Source organism: Marinobacter mobilis (assembly GCF_900106945.1).
GTDB classification, from domain to species: Bacteria; Pseudomonadota; Gammaproteobacteria; order Pseudomonadales; family Oleiphilaceae; genus Marinobacter; species Marinobacter mobilis.
Genome location: NZ_FNNE01000001.1, coordinates 87,218 through 109,960 on the forward strand (window position 1 = coordinate 87,218; position 22,743 = coordinate 109,960).

The following is a 22,743-nucleotide window of genomic DNA, read 5'->3' on the forward strand; positions in this document are numbered from 1 at the left end:
AGGTTTTTTGGATACGTCAGATTTCGTCATAGGACAACGCTGGGTCAGTCACAGTGATACCGGACTGGGCCTCGGCATTGTGACGGAGGTTTCCGGTCGCCGGGTGACCCTGGGGTTCCCCGCGGCTGATGAGGAACGCACTTATGCCATCGACAGCGCTCCGTTGGCGCGGGTGGTGTTCCAGATCGGTGAAGAGATCGAAACCTTTGAGGGCGACCGGCTGACGGTTCGTGCAGTGGAAGACCTGGGCGGGGTCCTGCTCTATCACGCCGACGATGGCCGTGACGACCTCAAGCAGATTTCCGAGGTCCGGCTCAGCAGTGTGGTGAGCTTCTCGGCCCCTCAGCAACGGTTGTTTGCCGGGCAGTTTGACCGCAACGGTGCCTTCCGCCTGCGGGTGGCGGCGATGCAGCACCTGGACCGGCTGCGGGCTTCGCCAGCGCAGGGACTGATCGGGGCCCGTACCCAGCATCTGCCACACCAGATCCATATCGCCCATGAGGTGGCCAGTCGCTATGCGCCGCGGGTGTTGCTGGCGGATGAGGTGGGTCTGGGCAAGACCATCGAGGCCGGACTGGTCATTCATTACCAGTTACAGACGGAACGCGCCCGGCGGGTGCTGATTGTGGTGCCTGACTCCCTGGTGCACCAGTGGCTGGTGGAAATGCTGCGCCGCTTCAATCTGCGCTTTTCCATTGTCGACCAGAGCCATTACAACGACGACTATGAGTCCGGCGGTGATGAGCCGGAGCCGCAGGAGAATCCGTTCGAGGCCCAGCAACTGGTGCTGTGCAGCCTGGATTTCCTGACCCGCAACCGCCATGCCCAGCAGGATATGCTGGCCGCAAGCTGGGATTTGGCCGTGGTCGACGAAGCTCACCATCTGGCCTGGAGCCCCGAGTCGGCGAGCCCGGAATATCAGGTGGTGGAGCGTCTGGCCGACATCAGCCGGGGGCTGTTGCTGCTGACCGCAACGCCGGAGCAGGTCGGGGTGGCTAGCCACTTTGCCCGGCTGCGATTGCTTGACCCTGCCCGCTTCCACAGTCTGGAGGCTTTTCAGGATCAGGAACAGGATTATGAGCGGGTCAATCAGGTGGTGCGCCGCCTGCTGGCCAATCCGCAAACCCCGGATGCCGCCGATCAGGACGTATTGAAGGCCTGGCTGGGGGATGATCTGGCTAACCTGATGAAGGCAGAGCAGCCGGTAACGGCCATTGTGGATGCCCTGCTGGATCGTCACGGCACCGGGCGAGTGCTGTTCCGGAATACCCGCGCGGCCATTCAGGGCTTCCCCCAGCGCCAGCCAGAGCCGGTGCCACTGCCGTGTCCGGATATCTATCCAGAGGCCTCGGGGCTTGCCGGGCTGGCTCCGGAGCAGGGTGTTGCTGACGAGCTCTGGCTCGCCGAGGACCCGCGGGTGGCCTGGCTGGAAAAGACCCTGACGGGCCTCAAGCGGGAAAAGGTGGTGGTGATTTGCGCCCACGCTGAAACCGCGATGGCGCTGGAATACCATCTCCAGTTGCGAGCGGGAATCCGCAGTGCGGCGTTCCACGAGCACCTGAGTCTGATCGAGCGGGACCGGGCCGCGGCCTATTTCGCTGAGAACGAACAGGGCGCTCAGGCGCTGATCTGCTCGGAAATCGGCAGTGAAGGCCGCAATTTCCAGTTTGCCCACCATCTGGTGCTGTTTGACCTGCCGGCCAACCCGGACCTGCTGGAGCAGCGCATTGGCCGCCTCGACCGCATTGGTCAGACTGAAACCATCCATATCCACCTGCCTTATCTGCAGGGCACCGCCCAGGAAATCCAGTATCGCTGGTTCCAGGACGGGCTGAATGCCTTTGCCGAGAGCTGTTCCGTCGGTGTCGCTGTGCAGGAAACCCTGATGGAGGCCTGGCAGGCTGCGATCATTGGTAGCAATGGCGCTGACCTGCAGGCGCTGGTTGACGCTACCAGGGCCGAAGCTGATCGCTTGCGTACCTTGTTGCACAATGGCCGTGACGCGCTCATCGAACTGAATTCCTGCCGCCGCGAGCAGGCCGAGGCGCTGATCGCGCAGATCGAACAGGAGGAGTCGTCGGCCCAGGTGCGCGACTTCATGATGGAAGCCTGTGACATTCTCGGCGTCGACGTTGAAGATCATTCCGAGCATGCCGATATCCTGCGCCCGAGCGAACAGCGTCATACCGGACACATCGCTGACCTGCCGGAAGATGGTCTGACGGTGACCTGGGACCGGCGCCAGGCGCTGGAGCGCGAAGACATGGCGTTCATGAGCTGGGAGCATCCGCTGGTGACCGGCGTGCTGGAATCGGTCACCAGTACCGATCTGGGCAAGGCTGCTCTGGCCAGCCTGTCCGTGAAGGGGCTGCCACCGGGAACCCTGTTGCTGGAAGGGTTGTTCAAGGTGCATTGCCCGTCCCCGGATGCCCTTCAGTTGTCCCGTTACCTGCCGTTGTCGCCGTTGCGGCTGCTGGTGGACGTGCGCGGGCGGGATCTGTCAGCGGCGCTGCCTCATGACCGTCTCAATGATCTGTGCTCCAACATCCGTCGCCGCACCGCTCAGGCCGTGGTGCCGAAGATCCGGGCCGAGGTTGAAACCATGGTGGATCACATTGAGCGCCTGGCTGGAAAGCAGCTGGAACCATTGCGGGAGGCTGCTCTGGTGCGGGTCAGGACGTTCCTGCAACCGGAAATCCAGCGCTTACAGGCGTTGCGGCAAAGCAATCCGGCAATTCGCGATGAAGAAATCGATTTTTTCCGTGATCAGCTGGCGATGAGTGAAGAGGCTCTGGCCCGGGCGTCCCTTGAACTGGAAGGGATCCGTGTGATCGTTACGTCGTAACCGTCGCTGGGGTGTTGGCGAGGGCGACAATGATCGGGTAACGTGTTGCCAGACAATGTAAAAACTGTGGCACTGGCGGGTTGGGCCTGCCGGGCACAGTCATCCTCAGGATAACCAAAGGGAGTGAGGCTGCTATGAGCTGGTTTCTGCTGTTTGTTGCACTTGCGGGATTGCTGACGGTGATGGCACGGGAGTCTGGTGCCAAGCCTGCTATTGCGGTGTTGGCCGGGGTTGGGGTGGTGTCCCTGTTGTTTGCCTCTACGACATTGGCATTGCTGCTGTTTGCCGGTGCCGCTGCGGTCGCTGCGGCGGGTCTGCCGGGGTTCCGCCAGAGCTGGTTGAGCGGACGAGTGTTCGAGCTGTTCAAGACCGTTGCGCCGAAGGTGTCCGCAACCGAGAAAACCGCGCTCGAAGCCGGCACTGTGGGTTGGGATGGCGAGCTGTTCAGTGGCCGCCCGGACTGGCATAACCTGCTGATCAACCGCAATACCGGGCTGACCGAGGAAGAGCAGGCGTTCGTCGACAATCAGTGCGAGACGGCTATCGCCATGTGCAACGCCTGGGACATCGCGGTTGAGCGCGCTGATCTGCCCCAGGAGCTGTGGGATTTTCTCAAGAAGGAGAAATTCTTCGGCATGATCATCCCCCGGTCCTACGGCGGTCTCGGCTTTTCCGCCAAGGCCCAGACCGCGGTGCTGCAGAAGCTGGCCCCGAACGAGTCCCTGATGGTTACCGTCGGTGTTCCCAATTCCCTGGGGCCGGGTGAGTTACTGCTGAAGTACGGTACCGAGGAACAGAAGAATCATTACCTGCCCAGGCTGGCGGATGGCCGGGATATTCCCTGCTTTGGCCTTACCGGGCCGCGGGCGGGGTCGGACGCGACCTCTATCCCGGACACCGGCATCGTCTGCAAGGGCATCTACGATGGCAAGGAAGTGCTGGGGCTTCGCCTCAACTTCGAGAAACGCTGGATCACCCTGGCGCCCGTTGCCACCGTGGTCGGCCTGGCATTCCGCATGTTTGATCCGGACGGCCTGCTTGGCGAGACCCGGGATCATGGCATTACCTGTGCGCTGATCCCGCGGGAAACCGAGGGTATGGAAATCGGTCGCCGTCATTGCCCGGTCGGCAGTCCGTTCATGAACGGACCGATTATCGGTAAGGACGTGTTCATTCCCCTGGACTTCATTATTGGTGGCCCGGACATGGCGGGCCAGGGCTGGCGCATGCTGGTGGAATGTCTGTCGGTGGGACGCTGCATTACCTTGCCGTCCGGGGCTGCCGGTGCGGCCGCCTATGCGGTGGGTACCGCGGGTGGCTTTACCAGAGTGCGGCGCCAGTTCAATACACCGGTGGCGGAAATGGAAGGGGTTCAGGAACCCCTGGCCCGGATCGCCGCCCATGCCTATATCGCCCGTGCGGCGGTGAACCAGACCGCCAATATGGTGGACAGTGGTGAGAAGCCTGCGGTGCCGTCTGCGATTCTCAAGTATCACCTGACCGAATTCCAGCGTCAGACGCTCACCGATGCGATGGACGTACACGGCGGCAAAACCGTGACCCTGGGGCCAAAAAACTATCTCGGCACCAGCTACGCCGGTGCTGCGGTCTCGATCACGGTGGAAGGCGCTAACATCATGACCCGCAGCCTGATGATCTTCGGTCAGGGCGCAATCCGCTGTCATCCGTATGTACTGCAGGAGCTGGCCGCCAAGGACAATGATGATCTCCTGGCGTTTGATGAGGCGTTCTTTGGCCACGCCGGGCTGATCTTCGGTAACGCAGCACGGGCCTTCACCCAGGCGCTTGGCGTCGGGCGTCCGGAGGTGCCGTTTGACAGTGCATCCCGGCCCTACGCCCAAGGGGTGGCCCGGTTCAGTGCGGCCTTCGGCCTGTGCGCTGATGCCGCCATGACCACTCTGGGTGCCGAGCTGAAAATGCGCGAGCTGCTGTCGGCGCGGCTGGGGGATGTACTGGCTAACCTTTACCTGTCGTCCATGGTGCTCAAGCACTGGTACGAATCCCAGCCGGTGGAAGCTGAGCAGGAGTTGATGGCGTACAGCCTGCAGATGCTTCTGCATCGGGCCGAAAATGCCCTCTCGGATTTTCTGCTCAATCTGCCAAACCGCCCGGTGGCGTGGGCATTGAGAGCGCTGACCCTGCCACTGGGCCGGCGCTGGCATGCGCCCGGCGATGAGTTGACCCGTACGGTGGCGCGAGCCATGTCCACCGACACCGCCTTGCGTGGCAGTCTGCTGGCAGGTGCCTGGACCGGTGAGGGTAACGGCTCCATTCAGAACCCGGTCGCCAGCTACAACAGCCTGCTGCAGGGCTATGGTCGTGCCGAAAGCCTGTACCGCAAGGTGGCACGGGCCTACGGCAAGGGTGAGCTGCCGGTGGAAGCGCTGCATCCGGAAGCGCGGGTGGAAGCGGCCTTGGCTGCCGGTATCCTCAGCGCCGAGGACGCTGATTTCATGCGCGATTTCGAAGAGCGGGTGCTGGACATGCTGATGGTGGACGATTTTGCCTTTGATGCATTTGCCCGCAACCCGGAGACTCTCGTCAGGCATACGGCCGCATGATAGGGGAGTGCTGAATGAACCTGTGGTGGTCATGTCTTGCCATCAGCCTGGGCGCGGTAATCGGTGCCAACCTGCGCTGGTTGCTGGGACTGTGGCTGAACAGCCCCTACCATGTGATCCCGGTGGGAACGCTGGTGGCAAACCTGACCGGGGGCTGGCTGATTGGTTTGCTGATCAGCTATTTCTCCCAGGGCTCCAGTCTGGCACCGGAATGGCGGTTGTTTGCCATTACCGGGCTGTGCGGAGCCCTGACCACGTTCTCCACGTTTTCCCTGGAAATGTACGCTGCCCTGCAGGGCGGCAAATATCTGATGGCGGTGACCGGCAGTCTGGTTCACCTGATCGGCAGCTTGCTGATGGTGGTGTTGGGGGTGATGACCTTCAACTGGCTCAAGGGCTGAGTAAGTTCACCTATAATATTGAAAATGCTCTTGGCAAGGCCCGGAACTAAGAGTAGAGTGCTGAATTGAAGGAAAGATTTGCATGGCATTTCATGAATAAGACGTATCCCGCCGTAGTTCGTAGTGCATCGTCCTGTTTTTGATTCCAAGCGTTGAGTTTTTCCGTAACCGTCCGCCACATGAGCGTGGCGACAGCAATATGATTGATTTCAGGAAGTGTAAGCATGTCTACTACTACCGGTACCGTTAAATTCTTCAACGAAGCAAAAGGTTTTGGTTTCATCACCCGTGAAGGTGGCCCGGACGTTTTTGTTCACTACAGCGCTATCCAAGGCAACGGTTTCAAGACCCTGGCCGAAGGTCAGCAGGTTGAATTTACCGTTACCCAGGGCCAGAAAGGTCCTCAGGCGGAGAACGTTGTTGCCCTGTAATTGACAGGTGCTAACAGCAAAAAGGCAGCTTCGGCTGCCTTTTTTTGTGCCTGGAGTTTGAGCCGTTGTCGGCTCTGAACTCCGACCGCGTCAGCGGTCGAAGAGGTCGTGATAGAACGCCAGAGTACCGCGCCAGGTGCGCTCGGCGGCCTGTCTGTCGTAACCGATGGGCATGCCGAAGCGTGTGGCGACCGCGTCGGCGTCCGGATTGCTGAATGAGTGTTTGACCCCGGGAAAGCTGGTCAGGGTCAGATCCACGCCGGCACTCTGCATTTCCTGCACCAGGGCGGCAACCTGATCGGCCGGCACCATCTGGTCCGCGCCCCCGGTATAGACCTGAACCCGGGCTTTAACCTGGCCGGGTTCGGCGTGAAGCGGGCTGGCGAGAGGGCCATGAATGCTGACCACGCCCGCCAGATCGAGCCCCATTCGCGCCATGTTCAGCACCACGGCGCCACCGAAGCAATAGCCCTGGGCGGCGATCCGGTCGGCATCCACGGTGGCGTGATCCTGCAGTAGCTGCATGGCCGCTTCAAAGCGTTCCCGGATAGCTGCGCTGTTTTCGGTGGCTGCCTGCATGAAACGACGAGCATCATCGGGGTGGTCCGCGAGCTTGCCAGAACCATACATGTCCAGGGCGAAGGCGGTGTAACCTTCGGTTGCGAGCTTTTCCGCCTGCTGGCGGGAAAACTCATTATGCCCCCACCATTCGTGAACAATCAGAATGCCCGGCCGTTCGCCGCGGGTACGGTCGTCGTAGGCCAGATATCCGGTAAATTGCTCATCTCCGACCCGGTAGTGGATCTCTTCCGTCTGCAAGTCGGCCTGGGAGAGCATCGGAGTCATCGCCAGCAGGATCAGGGGTGACATAAGTGCTCGTGCTTTCATTGCATTACCTCGGGTCATGGGTTTTAGTTAAGTAATCCTAGTCGTCATTGCGCCACCTTGCGCAACCGGATGGCCAGTTAGGACAGGCGGCGGTGATTGCTGGGGGGGGCGGCTACGTCACGGTAGTCAGAGCTGGCTGTAGAGGGAGGTGGCAACCATGCTGGTCGGGGTTCCCAAGGAAATCAAGAACAACGAGTATCGGGTTGGGCTGACGCCTGCCTCGGTACGCGAACTGTGTCATCAGGGCCACCAGGTGTTGGTGGAGAGCCAGGCCGGCGCCGGGATCGGGTTCAGCGATGCTGATTACGGCGCTGCCGGGGCAACCCTGGTGTCCTCTGCCGAGGAGGTCTTTGCCCGGGCGGCGCTGATCGTCAAGGTCAAGGAGCCGCAAGTGCGGGAGCGTCAGCTGCTGACGCCGGAACAAACCCTGTTTACGTATCTGCACCTGGCGCCGGACCGTCCTCAAACCGACGACCTGCTGGCCTCCGGCGCGTTGTGCATTGCCTATGAAACGGTGACCGACCCCCACGGTCACCTGCCGCTGCTGGCGCCGATGTCGGAAGTGGCAGGACGAATGGCGGTGCAGGCCGGAGCTTATTGTCTGGAGAAGTCCATGGGTGGGCGGGGCGTGTTGCTCGGCGGTGTGCCCGGGGTCTCAGCGGCTCGGGTTACGGTGATTGGGGGTGGTGTGGTCGGCCGCAGTGCGGCCACCATTGCCATTGGTATGGGGGCAGATGTGACCGTGCTGGACCGGGATCTGGAGGTGTTGCGGCACCTGGATCATGTCTACGGCAACCGCATCAAGACCCTGTTTTCGACCCGCGACGCCCTGGAGCAGGCGGTCGTCCAGGCTGACCTGGTGGTGGGAGCGGTACTGGTGCCCGGCGCCTCAACACCCCGGCTGGTTACCCGGGACATGTTACGGGCGATGGCGGACGGCAGTGTGCTGGTGGATGTTGCCATCGATCAGGGCGGTTGTGCGGAAACGTCCCGGCCGACGACCCATGCAGACCCCACCTACATTGAAGAAGGCGTGGTGCACTACTGTGTCGCGAATATGCCTGGCGCGGTGGCACGAACCTCTGCCATGGCGCTCAATAACGCGACTCTGCCGTTTGTATTGGCGCTGGCCAACAAGGGCTCGCTGGCGGCACTTCGCGAGGATCCGTATCTGCGGGCGGGGCTCAACGTCGGCGCCGGTCAGGTGGTCCATCCCGGGGTCGCCGACGCCCACGGCTATCGCCCGGTGGCCGCCATGACGTTGCTCGATCAATTGACCTGAAGAAGGAGTGGCCATGAAACTGGTTGGCTCGACAACCTCTCCCTATGCGCGCCGTATTCGCCTGTTGCTGGCGGATACGCCCCATGAGTTCGTCAATCTGGATATCTACGGCAGCGATCGGGACGAGTTGCGTCGGACGACACCAGCCCTGAAGATCCCGATGCTGGTGGACAATAACCTGACCCTCTACGACTCACGGGTGATCGCCCGTTACCTTGGCCAGAAAATGGGGCTGCCGGCGCTGAGTTGGGATCAGGAAAACCTGCTGACCCTGGTGGATGCGGCCAACGATTCCTTTGTCAGCCTGTTGTTGTCGAAACGCTCCGGGATCGATACCGACCAGGATCTGCTGTTCTATAACCTCCAGCGTGAACGGGTGACGCGTTCGCTCACCGCTCTGGCCGATGCGGTGGATCGCGGAGCCTTCGACAATTGGGACTATCCGGCCATCTGTCTGTTCTGCCTGGTGGACTGGATCGACTTCCGCGAATTGCTGACGGGTGCCGATGCTCCCCGGTTGCTGGCGTTCCGCGACCATTGCCTTGCGCAGCCCGGCGTGTCCGCGACAGATCCACGCAACGGCTAAGCCGGAGTTGGAGCTTTTGCCAGATCTGGACTAGTTTTCTAGAGAGGTGTGACGGCTTCGTGACGGTGTGCCTTCACTACCCTTCTAACCTGAAAACATAATAAGGGGAACGGCTATGCTCCTTGGACATGCGTTTGGTCTGTTTACCCACCCCGACGACGAGTGGGCATCCATCCGGAAAGAGCACGAGACTCCCGCCAGGGTCTATGTGGCGTATGTGGTTCTGTTGGCCGCCATTGCGCCTGTCTGTGCCTATATTTCCACGGCCCACTTTGGTTGGACGGTGGGCAGTGACCGGCTGATCAAGCTGACAGAAATCAGCGCGCTGCAACTGAGTGTGCTGACGTACCTTGCCATGCTGGTAGGGGTCTTTGCATTGGGTTATGCCATCAACTGGATGGCACGTACCTACGGTGCCCGGGAAGAGCACAATGCGGCAAATGGGATTGCCCTGGCGGCCTATTCCTGTACGCCGCTGTTTCTCGCCGGATTTGCACTGCTGTACCCGGTGCCCTGGTTCAATGCCTTGGTGTTCCTGGGGGCGGCCGGTTACGGAGCCTGGCTGATGTATGACGGTTTGCCGATTGTGATGCAGATTCCCAAGGAGCGGGCGGTCATGTACGGCGGCGCCCTGCTGACGGTAGCGCTGGTGATCCTGGTATCCACGCGGGTCGGCTCGGTACTGCTGTGGAACCTGGGGTTAGGGCCGGTGTTCATCAGCGGGTAGGCCGCAGTTCCTGTCGCCGCCGCCCTGCCATGGGCTGGCGGCTATCCCTCCGTTACTGCGCAGGCCCGGTCTGCGCCATTTCCTGTTCGGTGTAATGCCCCACCATGGTGGTCAGCCCTTCTACCAGTTCGTCGAAGCTGATCGGTGGGGCGGGATCGGACAGGTGACGAATGACCGAGAATGTCCCGCCGTTGATCATGATGTAGCTCATGGTGGGGATGTTGCGGATTCGCAGGGTTTCGGGATGGTGCATCAGGTACTGGGTTACCAGTTCTGACAGCGCTTTTTGCAGCGGCTCCATGTGTTCCTCGACCCCCAGCGTCATGGCATGGCGAGCACATTTCAGGTAGCGCCCGTCATTCTGCTGCAGGAAATCGCGGAAATGCTGCAGTAACTCCCGTACCGCTTCCTTGATGGGTTTCCGAACAAGGGTTGGAAACAGGGGCTGAATAAGGTTGATGGTATCGGCCATGAAGCGCTCCACCATGACCTGGAAAATCTGCTCCTTGTTGTCGAAGTATTCGTACAGGGACCCCACGCCAACCCCTGCAATATCAGCGATTTGCCGGGTTGTTGTTGCCGCCGGGCCATGCTCGGCCATGGCAATGAAGCCCGCTTCGATGATGGCATTCACGGTCGCCTTGGCGCGTTGTTGTCGAGGTGCTCTGGCCATACAGTATCCGAATTGAATCCGAACAAGCGTTCGCTCTATCGTGACCGAATAGTTTGGCCTATGCAAGTGGGCCAAAACCCGTTGATCACCAAGGGTCGTTATACATGTTCGGATTAGGTTCTCAGAAGAAACCCAGCAGTCATGCCAATGCGGTTGTCACCGGCGCCGGCAGCGGTATCGGTCGGGCCTTTGCCCTGGAAATTGGTCGCCGCGGTGGTGCGGTGCTGTGTTCAGACATCGTTCTGGCCGCGGCGGAGGAAACCGCCGCGCTGGTTCGTCAGCGTGGCGGCCAAGCCTGGGCCTGTCACTGTGATGTCAGTGATCTGGATCAGGTCGAAGCCATGGCTTGTCGCGCGGACGAGGTGCTGCCTGCGCCGGTCGATCTGGTCATCAATAACGCCGGGGTTGGTGTTGGCGGTACACCCATCGGCGAGGTCGCCATCGACGACTGGCATTGGACGCTCGGCATCAACCTCTGGGGGGTCATCCACGGCAGCCATGTGTTTGTTCCGCGACTGCGCAAGGCCGGTCGGGGCGGCATCATCAATGTGGCCTCCACCGCCGGGTTCTCCGCTGCGCCATTGATGGGCCCCTACAACGTCACCAAGGCCGGTGCTCTGGCCCTCACCGAAACCCTGGCTGCGGAGCTGGCGGGTTCGGGGGTGGCGGTAACGGCGCTTTGTCCCACCCTGGTGAAAACCAACATCAACGCTAACGGGCGGATTGTCGGAGATTCCTCCAGGCTGTTTGACCGGCTGATGGCTCGCTTTGGCATGTCCGCCGAACGGGTGGTCAACGATGCCCTCAATGCTCTGGATCGTGGCGACCTGTACGTCATGCCGCAATTTGATGCCCGCATGATCTGGCGCGCCAAACGACTGGTTCCCCGCACCTATGCCATGGGAACCGGATTGATTAACCGTTTTGGCGCCAGTCGCCTGAACTGAAGCCTACGGCAACAAGGACTAAATCATGGCTAAAATTGATCTCGACAAGATGCTGGTGAAGATCAAGAACACCCAGTGGGCGCTTTCGGACATCGACTGGGATGCCCCCGGGGCTGACCTGGTGACCGCCGAGCAGTGGCCTCAGCTGAAGGAATTCATGGCCGATCTGATGTGGATCGAGCACGTCGGTGCACGGGCTTTTGCCGCCATGGCGAAGAAGGCGCCAACCGATACCCTTCGCGAAATCTATACCTATTTCCACGCCGAAGAGCAGCGTCATGCCAATGCTGAAATGGCGCTGATGAAACGCTGGGGAATGCTGGACGGTGATGAGTTGCCTGAGCCCAACATCAACCTGCGGCTGGTCATCGAATGGCTGGACCGCTACAGCGACGAAATGCCGGTGTATGTGCTGGGTACGGTGGTGCCGATGCTGGAAATCGCCCTGGATGGCGCCTTGTGCAAGTTCCTGCTGGACACTGTGGATGACCCGGTCTGCCATCAGGCGTTTGAAAAGATCAACGACGACGAATCCCGCCATCTCGGGGTCGGCTTCACCGTGATGGAAATGCAGGGCCATGGCGCCACCTACATCAAGATGGTCGAGATGGCGGCGCAGTTAATGGACCCCCGGCTGATCCTGGGCATTGCTTCCTATTTCCCGCTACTCAACAAGATGCGCGATAACGTGGTAGCGATGGGGCTGTCGGAAGAAAAACTGTACGCCTGCATGAGGAAGTTTGAAAAGATTGGCGGGCGTACCGAGGATGGTCGTCGCAATGTCTGGTTCCAGATCATCAAGTTCCACTCCCGTTGGGTGGTTGACCGTAACAACCGCTTCTACCACGCGCCGGTGGACGCGGTTGTGAAACTGACCGGTTACATTCCCCGCCGGGTTCTGCCCGCGGTGCCGAGCTGGGTGAAAGAACTGACCTACAAACCGACCGCCTGATCCGGGCTGGTCCGGCCATTAACAAGCCGCACGGCGTCGTTGCGAACGATAGCCGTGCGCTCTGTCTATGTTTTTATGAGAGTGTGAGATGACCAACGCGACGACTTCCCGTAAAGGTACCGCAAAGGCGGCCACCACCAGCGCCAAGCGCGCCAGTAACGTCAAGCCGGCCACTGTCCTGATCGTCGGTGCCGGGTTTGCCGGTCTGGGCACAGCGATACGTCTGCAGCAGGCTGGGATCCGGAATATTGTGATTCTGGAGCGCGCCAGTGCTGTCGGCGGCACCTGGAGAGATAACAGCTACCCCGGTGCCGCCTGTGATATTCCGTCCAACCTGTATTCCTATTCCTTTGACCCGAACCCGGACTGGTCCCGGAGTTTCTCCGGCAGTGCGGAAATCCTCAGTTACATCGAGGCGATGGTGGAGCGGTTCGGGTTGCAGCAGTACATTCGCTTTAACCAGAACGTGACCGACCTGTCTTATGATGACGATCATGGCCTCTGGCACGCCAGTACCGAGGGTGGGGCGTCTTTCTCCGGCCGGGTGGCGGTTATGGCCCAGGGGCCTTTGTCCAACCCCGGCTTCCCGGCGATTCCGGGGATTGAGGACTTCAAGGGCAAGACCGTCCACAGTGCGGCCTGGGATCACGATTACGACTTCCGTGGCAAAAGGGTGGGGGTGATTGGCACCGGTGCGAGCGCCATTCAGATCATTCCGGAACTGGCTAAGCAGGCGGGTAAGCTGACGGTATTCCAGCGTACCCCGGCCTGGGTGATGCCGCGCCCGGATTTTGAGACTCCGGACTGGCAGAAGACTCTGTTCCGCAAGGTGCCAGCGAGTCAGTCAGCGTTGCGTAAGGGGCTTTATCTGGCGCACGAATCCATGGCTCTGGCGGTGATCTGGCAATCACCGGTGACCCGGCTTGCGGAGCGTCTCGGCCGCTGGCATTTGAGACGTCAGGTCAAGGACCGCTGGCTACGCCGTCAGTTGACGCCGGACTATCGTATTGGCTGCAAGCGTATCCTGGTCTCGAACGATTACTACCCGGCCCTGCAGCAGCCGAACAGCAAGCTGATTACCTGGCCGATTGCGCGGATTTCCGAGAACGGTGTGCGTACCGTAGAAGGGATCGAGCATCAGTTTGATGCGATTGTGTATGCCACCGGTTTTGAGGTCAGTCATTCCGGTACACCGTTCCCGGTGCGCGGCAGTGCCGGGCGGTTGCTCGCGGATGACTGGGCGCGAGGGGCCCAGGCCTACAAGAGCATCAATGTGGCGGGCTATCCCAACCTGTTTCTGACCTTTGGGCCGAACTCCGGCCCGGGCCACAACTCCGCGCTGGTGTATATGGAGTCGCAGATCGATTACATCGTCAAGGGTGTGAAGACGATCCTCAAGCGCAATCTGAAAGCGCTGGCGGTCAAGGACCGGGCTCAGGACGAATACAACGCCGGCATCCAGAAGCGGCTGGCAAGGACCAACTGGAACTCCGGCTGCAAAAGCTGGTACCTCACCGAGGATGGCTTTAACGCCACCATGTACCCGGGCTTCGCCACCCAGTACGCGAATCAGATGAGCGAACTGGAACTCAGGGACTACACTCTAATAACTGCTTGATATTCAACGGTCTGCTCCAGTAGAAGCCCTGGCCATAGAGGCCGGGGAACTGCTGGAGCCAGCAGGCCGTTGCCTCGTTTTCCACCCCTTCCACCACAATGTTCAGTTTAAGGGCATCACCCAGCTCCAGTGCGGTGCGGAAGATCCGCTGGCGGATCGGATTGGTGAGAATGTCCTCAAGGAAGCTGCGGTCGATTTTCAGTTCATCGAGATCAAAACTGGCCAGGGTGCCGAGGGAAGAGTGGCCGGTTCCGAAGTCGTCGAGCGCAATCTGGAGCCCGGCGCGGCTGAGCTGGTGGATCATGGCCCGCGCTTTGCCGGTATCGCTCATGACCGAGGTTTCGGTGATTTCGAGAATCAGGTTCTGTGGTTCAATCTGATGGCTCTGCAGCGTTGCCAGTACGGTCTGGTCAAAGCCAGGCTGGCTCAGGTCCTGGGCCGAAATGTTGATGGCGATGGCAATGTGGTGGCCATAGTGTTCTGCCAGTACCGGCCAGTCGCGACAGGCGCGATCCAGCGCCCACAGGGTGACCGGATAGATCGCGCCAACCTGCTCGGCCAGGGGGATCCACTGATCTGGGGAGATCAGGCCGAATTCCCGGTGGTGCCAGCGGATCAGCGCTTCAAAGGCGGCGGTCTTGCCATCGCGGACACTGACCTTGGGCTGGTAGAGCATGTAGATGTCGCCACTGCTCAGCGCGTTTTCCAGATCCAGCATCAGCACCTGCTTGCGCAATTGCTGCTCGGCAATGTCGGAATCATACAGGGTCAGGGTCTGGCCCTGATCCAGAGCTGCAAAGCCGGCGCAGGACAGAATATCAGCGGCAGATTTGCCATGTATTGCGGAGTCTGCAACCCCCACTGAGGGGTGCCAGCTGAAGGCGTAACGGCCTTCGATGTAGCTCGCTTCGAGCCACTGGATAATGGCTTGCTGGATGGCGGCCGGTCGCCCGGGGAGCACGTTGTTGCGCAGGGCAAAGGCGTGGCTGGTGATGTCGATGGTGGCCAGACCCTGGTGGTTAAAGCGCACCAGCGCCTCGCCGAAGGTTTCGCGGAGGAAATCGTTGAGCCGGGCCAGGTAGCTGTTGAGCAGGTTGGTGGCGGCCTGGTAGCCCAGTGACTGCTCGATCTGGCTAAAATATTCCAGCCGCACCAGATACAGGCTGTAGCGTTCGCCCCGGCGATGCATGTCCTCAAGGGTATCCTCCAGCACCAGACGGTTGGGCAGGCCGGTGTTCTGGTGGGTGACCAGCAGCTGGTCGTAATCGGCCTTCAGCCGGGTGCGGCGAAGTTTTTCCTGGCGCGCCTGGATCGACGCACTCAGGCGCCGTCGCCGCTCTTCCAGCAGCAGCTGACCAATGCCCATGGTCAGCAGAATGGAGGCTATGGCGGTACCAAGGAAAAAGGCGGAGTTGGTCAGGCTGTTCACCGGTACCAGACCTACTGTACGCACCGACGAGGTGATGGCGCCGATGAAAATGGCAATCACCGCCAGGGCGTAGTAGCGGGCGTAAAGATGGGTACGCAGGCGCTTGAGGACGATGGCCAGGATATAGAGCAGGGCACTGCCGGCAATGATCAGCAGGGTGCCCTGACCCATATAAGGAATCTGGATCGGGGTGGTGACCAGTAGCAACAGAGCAATCAGCGAGACCGCGTCGAGAATCCGCGATGGCTTCCGGGGGAGATCGATAAAGTGTGGGGTGAACTGGCAGATAGCGATCACACACAGTGGCAGGGTGACGCTGAGCAAACCGTTGGCGGCCGGGTATTCCGGCCACAGCAGCCACGGGCCAAAGCCTTCAAGAATCAGTTGTGACAGGATAATGCTGATCATCAGGACACTGAGCCAGGCCAGGCCCGGACGACGCAGCAGGGTTACGATCATCAGGTTGAGCAGCAGGGCAAAGCCCAGCAGGCCGCTGACAAAGGCTTTCCAGACCAGAGTGCTGGCCGAGGAGCCCACCACCGACTCCGGCGTTTGCAGCGATACTGGCAGCATGGTGGGGCCGGAATTGCGGACCTCGAACAGGAACAGGGTCGAACTGTGAGGTGCAATGGTGACGGGCCAGACCCACTGTGGCAAATCGTATATTCGGTTATTGAACGGGTACTGGTCGCCCATGACCGGCATGCGGGTTATGCCCTCCCGGGTCACCGCTGCCGGGGCGATGTGGTCGAGGAACGGGGCGGGCACTACAATGAGCCTGTCCATCGGCTGTGCGGACCGGTTCTCGATGTGGAAGCGGAAAGTCGCCGGGTGAGTCAGGTAGCCCAGGCCGCTCCCGCTGCGCTCGGCGTGCTGCCAGAGATCGTCTTGCCACAATCGGCCGGTAAGAATCTGGTCAAGGCTGCGCATCGTATAGTCGACACGAACAGTGTCCGCCGGGGTGCCGCTGGTGACTGGGCCGGAGGGGATGTCATCGGGAGCATTGAATACGGACTGCGCCAGCAGGCCATAGAGAATGGCGGCAATGACCAACAGCAATGGCCGCCAGAGGGCGGCAATCGAACGCTGAAAGCGCTCAGCCCGCGCACCGGCTAATGAACTGAAGGTAGGATGTTCGGAATCCATGGAGCGCTTGACCTGTGTGTTCTCGTTATCCTCTCCGCCAATGGCCCGGGGCAGGATGGTTGCTTACAATTCGATACACAATGAAATATCTTTTAACATATTGAGAATCAAGATATTTTACGTAATTTCATAGTTGGTTCCCACGATTCATTACAAAATTGTGGCGAAGCGGTAATCCATTCTCCGGCCGGGAATGGCCAACCTGAGGACCAGCGCTGGTATAGTGGGCCGGATCAGCCGCTGCGGCCGTGGTGTGTTGCTATGCTGTACCGGAAAGCTAACCATGAGCTTAGTAGTAAAACGCGGAGTGGGTGAACCTGCCCGCCAAATTCTGAACATTTAAGGCATCCGGGATGCGACAACCGATTCTGATTTCCTTGCTGGCACTCTTCCTGATCACCGCCACAGCGGCGCGGGCTGAGACAGCTCCGTTGCCTAACCTGGCGTCGGTGAATGCTGCCGCCGCCTACCTTGATGATGGCAAACTGCTATTGGCCAAGAACGCCGACCGGCAAGTGCCCATCGCTTCGGTGACCAAGCTGATGACCGCGTTGGTGGTGCTGGAATCGGGGGCGTCCCTGAACGAGCAGCTGGAGTTTTACCCCCGTCATGTGGATGCGCCGAATAACGCCTATACCCGTATCCGCGTCGGCTCGACTTTGCGCCGTGGCGATATGCTGCGGATTGCACTGATGTCATCGGAGAACTTCGCCGCCTATACCCTGGCTCGCCACTACCCCGGAGGCTACGACGCCTTTGTGGCAGCGATGAACGAAACAGCGACGACCCTCGGCATGACGGGTACCCATTTTGTCGACCCCACCGGGCTGTCCGCGGGCAATCGATCCACGGCGGCTGATCTGGTCAGACTGGTGGTGGCGGCCAGTGGTCATGAGGAAATTCGCGAGTATTCGACCTCCCGCTATTTCACGGCAAATTTCCGTCAGCCGCGGTACCGCCTGGATTTTGGCAACACCAATATTCTGGTACACCGGGACAGCTGGGGGGTGTCTCTGAGCAAGACTGGCTACCTCACCGAAGCCGGTCGTTGCCTGGTGATGGTTTCGCAAATGGAAGGGCGCGATGTGGTGACGGTGTTGCTGGATTCCTTTGGCTCCCGTTCACCAGTTGGCGATGCGGGCCGGATCAAGAACTGGTTGCTTACTGGTGAGCGCGGTCGGGTGGCAGGGGCTGCCCGGGAGTATGAGCAGCAGCGTAACCCCCAGTTCGCGACGGCAGCGAATACCCCGGCGGTCAACTGAGACAACGGCGCAAGAGACCAGACATGATTCAGGTATTTACCACCGGCGGTACCATCGACAAGCATTACTATGACGCCAACAGCGAGTTTGAGATCGCCGACAGCCTGCTGCCGGAACTGCTGCAGGAAGCCAATATCAGCGATCCCTATCAGATTGCCGGGCTGTTGCGGAAGGACAGCCTGGACATCACCGAGCAGGATCGGGCGGCGATTGTTGACGCGGTAGCCGGCACTTCGGCCCAACGCATCCTCATCACCCACGGTACCGACACCATGCCGGAAACGGCACAGGCACTGGCCGGGATCAGCGCCAAGACCGTGGTGCTGATGGGGGCCATGCAGCCGGCCCGCATGCGCCGCAGTGATGCGGTGTTCAACCTTGGGTTTGCCTGGGCGGCGCTGAAGCTGTTGCCGCCGGGCATTTACATTGCGATGAACGGCGACGTGTTTGAGGCTGGCCGGGTCCGCAAGAACCTGGCGGCCCAGCGTTTTGAAAGGGACTGAAGACGCCTGCTGAGGGTGTTTGCGGTTCAGCCCAGGCTGGCGATTTCGTCTGTGGTCAGTGGCCGGTATTCGCCTGGGGCCAGGGAGGCGTCCAGTTCGACCTTGCCTATACTCAGTCGATGTAATGTACAGACCCGGTTGCCTACGGCGGCCACCATGCGTTTGACCTGGTGGTAACGGCCTTCGGTGATGGTGAGGTCAATCACGCGTTCGGTCACCGGCACCGCGTCGGTGGCGACGGCGGGTTTCGGATCATTCCTGAGTGTTACTCCCCGCTTCAGTGCGCCCAGGGCGTCCTCAGTCATAGGCTCTGCCAGCCCGACCCGGTAGGTCTTCGGGCAGTGTCGGCGGGGGGACGTTACTCGGTGACTCCACTGGCCATCGGTGGTCAGTAACAGCAGCCCGGTGGTATCCAGGTCGAGGCGGCCAACGACCACGAGCCCCGGACGCAGATCCGGGGGAAGCAGGCTCAGCACGGTGAGATGCTCGCTGTCTTCGGTTGCACAGACCACCCCCGTTGGTTTGTGAAGCATCAGGTAGCGGTCAGCGGGCAGGGTAAGAACCTGCCCCCGCAGGGTGACCTGCTGACCCGCAGCCAGTTTCACCGCGCCCTTGCGGCAGACTTCTCCATCCACTGACACCTCGCCGGCACTGAGTGCCCGTTTGGCATCCTTGCGGGACAAACCGGTGGCATTGGCAACAAGAAAATCCAACCGCATGCACTGACCTACAGGGTAATGCCCAGGGCCTCGAATACACCCTGGTCCGGATAACCATCGGCGATCAGCTGATTGGCGCTCTGGAACTGGCGGATCGCACGACGGGTTGCCGGCCCCATAATGCCATCCGGCTCGCCGGAGCTGAATCCTCGGTCATTGAGCGCCTGCTGCATGGCCTCAATGCTGGCTCGGGACAGTTTGGGCAGGTCCTCCGGTGGAGGGTTTTGCAAGCCGCCCGCGCCGGCAATCCGGTCGGCGAGATGGCCGACGGACAGCGCGTAAAATTCAGAACGGTTCCAACCCATGATCACCTTGAAGTTGTGGTAGGCCAGGAAAGCGGGTCCGCGGTGGCCTGAAGGAATGATCAGGGCGGCTTGAATGTCGGCATTCACCAGAGGTTGGCCAAAGGCATCCCTCAGGCCCATGGCCCGCCAGTCGCTCAATGGACGGCGCTGGCCATCGGCGAGCGCGTAGTCAAAACCGGCAGGCAGTATCACCTCACGACCCCAGCGGTAGTCGCTGTTCCACCCCATGGCCTGGAGGAATTTGCCAGCGGACATCAGGGCGTCCGGCAGGCTGTTCCAAAGGTCGCGCCGACCATCACCATCGGCATCCACTGCATGCTGCAGGAACACCGTTGGCATGAACTGGACGTGGCCCATGGCCCCGGCCCAGGAGCCTTCCATCTGTTCGGCGGGAATGGCCCCTTCGTCGATAATCTGCAGGGCTGCGATCAGCTGGGTGGTGAAAAAGCTGCTGCGCCGCGGGTCGCAGGCCAGGGTGGCGAGGGCGCTGGGCACCGACATGTTGCCAAAGTAGCTGCCAAAATTGGTTTCCAGTCCCCAGAACGCAAGCAGGTAGGGGCCGGGAACGCCGGTCTCGCGGGTGACCCGTTGCAACAGGTCACTGTGGGTGTGCAGGAGCAGCCGGCCTTCGAGAATTCGGCGGGCATTGACCCGGCGGTTGAGGTAATCCTCGAAGGTCGTGGTGAATTCCGGTTGCTTCCGGTCCAGTTCGATAACCCGGTCGAGATGCTCCACCTTGGCCAGAACCTCGCCGGCAACGGGCTCTGATACGCCGGCGGCAACGGCCTTGGTTTGCAGTTCGCCGACACACTCCCGGAACGGGTCCTGGGGCGGGCTCTGGACCTCGGCTTGGGCCAGGGGCGTGATCAGGCTGGCAGCCAGGGCCAGCGGATAAAGGCAATGACGAACGTTGGATGTACGGCGGTTCCGATCCTGGTACCGGGAGTGCGGTTTGGGCACGAGCGACCTCGACAGACAGTAAATGGTTTCTGGCCCTCATGGTAACGCGTTTGCGGGCACATGAAACACTGGAAATGGCTGCAGAAAGTGACAATTGTTTAAGCCGGCGACCGGAGAAGCGTAACCGGATTTCGCGGTTTGTTGTGACCTGGTAACGCTGGCGCCTATGGCAGGCGGCTTTGATCTATAGTTGAGGTGAGGAATCCTCCGGATGGCACTGGTTGCCGGTCCGGTCCTGTAACCGATGAAGGTACTGATCTATGGCGTTACTCAAGGCGCTGGTGGTCGATGACGCCAGCTTTGTTCGCGACTTGGTCAAACGGGCCATTCGTCAGCGCTTTCCGGTGATTGAGCTGGCTGAGGCGCCTAACGGTAAGCGGGCGCAATCACTGATGTCCCGAACCCGTTTTGACCTGGTCCTGTGCGATTGGGAAATGCCGGAAATGTCGGGACTGGAGCTGCTGCAGTGGATGCGCCAGGAAGAGGCCTATCGCGAGGTGCCTTTTATCATGATTACCAGTCGGGGTGACAAGGATCATGTGGTCGAGGCGGTCAGGCAGGGGGTGTCGGAATACCTCGGCAAGCCGTTCAGCCCGGAAGGGCTGAGCAAGAAAATCATCAAGGTAATGGGGCGGCGGCTCAAGGATGCGATGGCCCGCTCGGGAAAATCCATGGAAGGACCTGCCGATGCCTTCAAGGAATCGGCGTCGTTGCTGACCCAGACCCGCAAGCCGGTGGAGACGGCGCCACCGAGTCAGGTTCAGGCGTCGCCGCTGGTGTCTCCGGACGCTGCCCCCGGCCCTGCGGCAGCCAAGGCACCTCCCTCCCAGACACTGAGGAGTTTGGCCTCGGTCCGCTTTGCCGACAGCACCCTGCGCTCGGTGGTCAAGGATATCAATCTGACCGAAGTGCGGGTTATTGCCAAGCGGGATCAGGCCTTCCCGGGCATCCTGGATCCGGCAGTGGTGGACATTGAGATTGCGGACGGTGAAATGGCCCGTCTGAACGGCTATGTGCACCAGTTGCAGGCGGTGGATAAACGTCAGGATACCGATTTTGTGAGTGTGGTGATCCGTTTCGTCGACGAAGACCCGGCAAAACTCGAGGACCTGTCCCGCTTTATCGCCCGCTTTCGGGCCGGGCGATAGTCAGGCTTCCGGCAGCGCGCTGGCTTCCGGAGGGCGCTCCGCCAGCCGTTCACGGGGGAAGTGGCAGATAAACTCACTGCCTTCGCCAATCCGGCTCCTTATTTCCAGATTGCCGTCGTGATTCAGCAACACGTGCTTGACGATGGCCAGGCCCAGTCCGGTGCCGCCGGTTTCCTTGTGACGGCTCGGGTCGGCGCGGTAAAAGCGCTCGGTCAGCCGGGGGATGTGAACCGGATCGATGCCGATGCCGCTGTCCCGCACGGACAAGTGTGCGCCGTTACGGTCGGTATGCCATGAAATGAAGATCTGGCCTCCGGCCGGCGTGTACTTGACGGCATTGAAAATCAGATTGGAGAAGGCGCTCCGGATCTGGCTCTCGTCCCCCGTCAGCAGGCGCCGCTCGCCAATGTCCATGGAGATTTCGTGGCCCTGTTCACCGCTCAGGGCACGGGCGTCGGTGCTGATCTGCGTGACCATGGTGTTGACGTCAATAATGCTGTCCGGGGCGGCGTGTTCGCCGGTCTCGATCTTCGACAGCAGAATCAGGTCGGTAATCAGGGCTTCCATCCGCGAGGCTTGCTGGTCCATGGTGTGAATGGCCCGGCGCCATTTGGGAGGCAGGTCATCTGCATTGTCCACCATGGTTTCCAGGTATCCGCTGATCACTGTCAGCGGGGTCCGCATCTCGTGGGAAACATTACCGACAAAATCACGGCGCATCTGTTCCAGCTGGTACAGCCGGGTAACGTCCTTGGCGACAATCAGGCGATCGTCATCGCCGAACAGGCTGATCTGCAGTTGCAGGCGGATATGCGGCTTTGCAGGTGAGCTGATTTCCAGCGGTTCGCGATAGTTGCAGGCATCGAAGTAGGCCTTGAACGCGGGAAGCCGGATCAGGTTGTGAATAAGCTGGCCCCGATCCGACTCGCGCTGGAAGCCCAGCAGGTGTTCGGCAGACCCGTTCCACCACTCCATGGCGCCGTGGGAGTTGGTCATGATAACGCCGTCGTGCATGGCGTTGGTGGATTCCTGAACCCGGTTAATCTGCCTCAGCAGGCGGTCGCGGGTGCGCAGGTGGTTTTGCCGCATCCGGTGCAGCCCGTCAAAGACATCCCCCCACAACCCCAGGCTTTCCGGCGCACCGTCGCTGCCGTTGGGATTGACCAGCCACTGGATGAGCTTGTGGGCCTGAGCGAGGGTCCATACCAGATAAATCAGCAGGCCGGCCAGCAGACCCAGCAATGGGTGCCCGAAGAACAGTCCGATGCCGGTGGAGAAAATCAGTAATCCGGCGATTACTCGCAGATAACGCGACCAGTTGTGCTGCATGAAGCTACCG

The 22,743-nt window shown here is 60.6% G+C and carries 19 protein-coding genes; 13 read left to right on the plus strand and 6 right to left on the minus strand.

All coding sequences use genetic code 11. The features are described 5' to 3' along the window. Positions 1–7 precede the first annotated feature (7 nt). From rapA to BLV11_RS00405, 4 genes are all read left to right on the plus strand, one after another. The gene (gene rapA, locus BLV11_RS00390; RefSeq protein WP_091810970.1) at positions 8–2,845 is read left to right on the plus strand and encodes an RNA polymerase-associated protein RapA; all 2,838 of its coding nucleotides are present in this window, start codon (positions 8–10) and stop codon (positions 2,843–2,845) included. 134 nt (positions 2,846–2,979) lie between these two features. After that, positions 2,980–5,427: an acyl-CoA dehydrogenase gene (locus BLV11_RS00395; protein WP_091810971.1), complete on the plus strand. Its 2,448-nt coding sequence runs from the start codon at positions 2,980–2,982 to the stop codon at positions 5,425–5,427. Between the two features lie 20 nt (positions 5,428–5,447). Then, positions 5,448–5,828: a fluoride efflux transporter CrcB gene (gene crcB, locus BLV11_RS00400; protein ID WP_091811345.1), complete on the plus strand. Its 381-nt coding sequence runs from the start codon at positions 5,448–5,450 to the stop codon at positions 5,826–5,828. A gap of 224 nt (positions 5,829–6,052) precedes the next feature. Continuing rightward, positions 6,053–6,259: a cold-shock protein gene (locus BLV11_RS00405; protein WP_091810972.1), complete on the plus strand. Its 207-nt coding sequence runs from the start codon at positions 6,053–6,055 to the stop codon at positions 6,257–6,259. Positions 6,260–6,349: 90 nt separating this feature from the next. Here the strand turns inward: BLV11_RS00405 and BLV11_RS00410 are convergent, their stop codons facing one another. After that, positions 6,350–7,147 carry a dienelactone hydrolase family protein gene (locus tag BLV11_RS00410; protein ID WP_091810973.1) on the minus strand — a complete coding sequence of 266 codons (798 nt, stop codon included), beginning with the start codon at positions 7,145–7,147 and terminating at the stop codon, positions 6,350–6,352. Positions 7,148–7,304: 157 nt separating this feature from the next. Here BLV11_RS00410 and ald point away from each other — a divergent pair, with 157 nt between their 5' ends. From ald to BLV11_RS00425, 3 genes are all read left to right on the plus strand, one after another. Then, positions 7,305–8,429, plus strand: coding sequence for an alanine dehydrogenase (ald, locus tag BLV11_RS00415; RefSeq protein ID WP_091810974.1), 1,125 nt, complete (start codon positions 7,305–7,307; stop codon positions 8,427–8,429). Between the two features lie 13 nt (positions 8,430–8,442). Beyond that, positions 8,443–9,015 (plus strand): glutathione S-transferase family protein, encoded by a 573-nt coding sequence (locus tag BLV11_RS00420; protein WP_091810975.1) that lies wholly within the window; start codon positions 8,443–8,445, stop codon positions 9,013–9,015. Positions 9,016–9,130: 115 nt separating this feature from the next. Beyond that, positions 9,131–9,742, plus strand: a complete 612-nt coding sequence (locus tag BLV11_RS00425) for a Yip1 family protein (RefSeq protein ID WP_091810976.1) — start codon at positions 9,131–9,133, stop codon at positions 9,740–9,742. A 52-nt stretch (positions 9,743–9,794) separates the two neighbouring features. Here the strand turns inward: BLV11_RS00425 and BLV11_RS00430 are convergent, their stop codons facing one another. Beyond that, entirely contained in the window at positions 9,795–10,415 is a 621-nt protein-coding gene (locus BLV11_RS00430; protein WP_091810977.1) for a TetR/AcrR family transcriptional regulator, read from the minus strand. 104 nt (positions 10,416–10,519) lie between these two features. Here BLV11_RS00430 and BLV11_RS00435 point away from each other — a divergent pair, with 104 nt between their 5' ends. From BLV11_RS00435 to BLV11_RS00445, 3 genes are all read left to right on the plus strand, one after another. After that, complete coding sequence (locus tag BLV11_RS00435; RefSeq protein ID WP_091810978.1) at positions 10,520–11,362, plus strand: SDR family NAD(P)-dependent oxidoreductase; 843 nt, start codon at positions 10,520–10,522, stop codon at positions 11,360–11,362. A gap of 25 nt (positions 11,363–11,387) precedes the next feature. Beyond that, positions 11,388–12,314 (plus strand): ferritin-like domain-containing protein, encoded by a 927-nt coding sequence (locus tag BLV11_RS00440; protein ID WP_091810979.1) that lies wholly within the window; start codon positions 11,388–11,390, stop codon positions 12,312–12,314. Between the two features lie 88 nt (positions 12,315–12,402). Beyond that, positions 12,403–13,932: a flavin-containing monooxygenase gene (locus tag BLV11_RS00445; RefSeq protein WP_091810980.1), complete on the plus strand. Its 1,530-nt coding sequence runs from the start codon at positions 12,403–12,405 to the stop codon at positions 13,930–13,932. Here the strand turns inward: BLV11_RS00445 and BLV11_RS00450 are convergent. After that, on the minus strand, positions 13,904–16,507 hold the full coding sequence (locus BLV11_RS00450) for an EAL domain-containing protein (protein WP_091810981.1): 2,604 nt from the start codon (positions 16,505–16,507) through the stop codon (positions 13,904–13,906). The two genes, BLV11_RS00445 and BLV11_RS00450, sit on opposite strands and share 29 nt — an antisense overlap. 353 nt (positions 16,508–16,860) lie before the next feature. On the opposite strand from BLV11_RS00450, the gene pbpG reads away from it, so the two are divergent. Together pbpG and BLV11_RS00460 are read left to right on the plus strand one after the other, a co-directional pair. After that, a complete protein-coding gene (gene pbpG, locus BLV11_RS00455; protein ID WP_091810982.1) occupies positions 16,861–17,769 on the plus strand; it encodes a D-alanyl-D-alanine endopeptidase in 909 nt (302 codons plus the stop codon). A 23-nt stretch (positions 17,770–17,792) separates the two neighbouring features. Beyond that, the gene (locus BLV11_RS00460) at positions 17,793–18,272 is read left to right on the plus strand and encodes an asparaginase domain-containing protein (protein WP_091810983.1); all 480 of its coding nucleotides are present in this window, start codon (positions 17,793–17,795) and stop codon (positions 18,270–18,272) included. 26 nt (positions 18,273–18,298) lie between these two features. On the opposite strand, the gene BLV11_RS00465 is transcribed toward BLV11_RS00460, so the two are convergent. Both BLV11_RS00465 and BLV11_RS00470 read right to left on the minus strand, forming a co-directional pair. Continuing rightward, positions 18,299–18,991 (minus strand): pseudouridine synthase, encoded by a 693-nt coding sequence (locus tag BLV11_RS00465; protein ID WP_091810984.1) that lies wholly within the window; start codon positions 18,989–18,991, stop codon positions 18,299–18,301. An 8-nt stretch (positions 18,992–18,999) separates the two neighbouring features. After that, entirely contained in the window at positions 19,000–20,184 is a 1,185-nt protein-coding gene (locus BLV11_RS00470) for a lytic murein transglycosylase (protein ID WP_091811346.1), read from the minus strand. Between the two features lie 332 nt (positions 20,185–20,516). Between BLV11_RS00470 and BLV11_RS00475 the strand changes: the two genes are divergently transcribed. Beyond that, positions 20,517–21,404 carry a response regulator gene (locus BLV11_RS00475; RefSeq protein ID WP_091810985.1) on the plus strand — a complete coding sequence of 296 codons (888 nt, stop codon included), beginning with the start codon at positions 20,517–20,519 and terminating at the stop codon, positions 21,402–21,404. Here BLV11_RS00475 and phoR read toward each other — a convergent pair whose 3' ends face one another. Continuing rightward, a complete protein-coding gene (gene phoR, locus BLV11_RS00480) occupies positions 21,405–22,733 on the minus strand; it encodes a phosphate regulon sensor histidine kinase PhoR (RefSeq protein ID WP_091810986.1) in 1,329 nt (442 codons plus the stop codon). Positions 22,734–22,743: the final 10 nt, after the last annotated feature.

Excerpts from the sequence above, each read along its gene's own strand:
- BLV11_RS00465 (WP_091810984.1), bottom strand. The coding sequence starts at position 18,991 with ATGCGGTTGGATTTTCTTGTTGCCAATGCCACCGGTTTGTCCCGCAAG.
- BLV11_RS00475 (WP_091810985.1), top strand. The coding sequence starts at position 20,517 with ATGGCGTTACTCAAGGCGCTGGTGGTCGATGACGCCAGCTTTGTTCGC.
- BLV11_RS00435 (WP_091810978.1), top strand. The coding sequence starts at position 10,520 with ATGTTCGGATTAGGTTCTCAGAAGAAACCCAGCAGTCATGCCAATGCG.
- ald (WP_091810974.1), top strand. The coding sequence starts at position 7,305 with ATGCTGGTCGGGGTTCCCAAGGAAATCAAGAACAACGAGTATCGGGTT.
- BLV11_RS00410 (WP_091810973.1), bottom strand. The coding sequence starts at position 7,147 with ATGAAAGCACGAGCACTTATGTCACCCCTGATCCTGCTGGCGATGACT.
- BLV11_RS00405 (WP_091810972.1), top strand. The coding sequence starts at position 6,053 with ATGTCTACTACTACCGGTACCGTTAAATTCTTCAACGAAGCAAAAGGT.
- BLV11_RS00420 (WP_091810975.1), top strand. The coding sequence starts at position 8,443 with ATGAAACTGGTTGGCTCGACAACCTCTCCCTATGCGCGCCGTATTCGC.
- BLV11_RS00450 (WP_091810981.1), bottom strand. The coding sequence starts at position 16,507 with ATGGATTCCGAACATCCTACCTTCAGTTCATTAGCCGGTGCGCGGGCT.
- BLV11_RS00425 (WP_091810976.1), top strand. The coding sequence starts at position 9,131 with ATGCTCCTTGGACATGCGTTTGGTCTGTTTACCCACCCCGACGACGAG.
- BLV11_RS00430 (WP_091810977.1), bottom strand. The coding sequence starts at position 10,415 with ATGGCCAGAGCACCTCGACAACAACGCGCCAAGGCGACCGTGAATGCC.
- pbpG (WP_091810982.1), top strand. The coding sequence starts at position 16,861 with ATGCGACAACCGATTCTGATTTCCTTGCTGGCACTCTTCCTGATCACC.
- BLV11_RS00445 (WP_091810980.1), top strand. The coding sequence starts at position 12,403 with ATGACCAACGCGACGACTTCCCGTAAAGGTACCGCAAAGGCGGCCACC.
- BLV11_RS00395 (WP_091810971.1), top strand. The coding sequence starts at position 2,980 with ATGAGCTGGTTTCTGCTGTTTGTTGCACTTGCGGGATTGCTGACGGTG.
- BLV11_RS00440 (WP_091810979.1), top strand. The coding sequence starts at position 11,388 with ATGGCTAAAATTGATCTCGACAAGATGCTGGTGAAGATCAAGAACACC.
- phoR (WP_091810986.1), bottom strand. The coding sequence starts at position 22,733 with ATGCAGCACAACTGGTCGCGTTATCTGCGAGTAATCGCCGGATTACTG.
- BLV11_RS00460 (WP_091810983.1), top strand. The coding sequence starts at position 17,793 with ATGATTCAGGTATTTACCACCGGCGGTACCATCGACAAGCATTACTAT.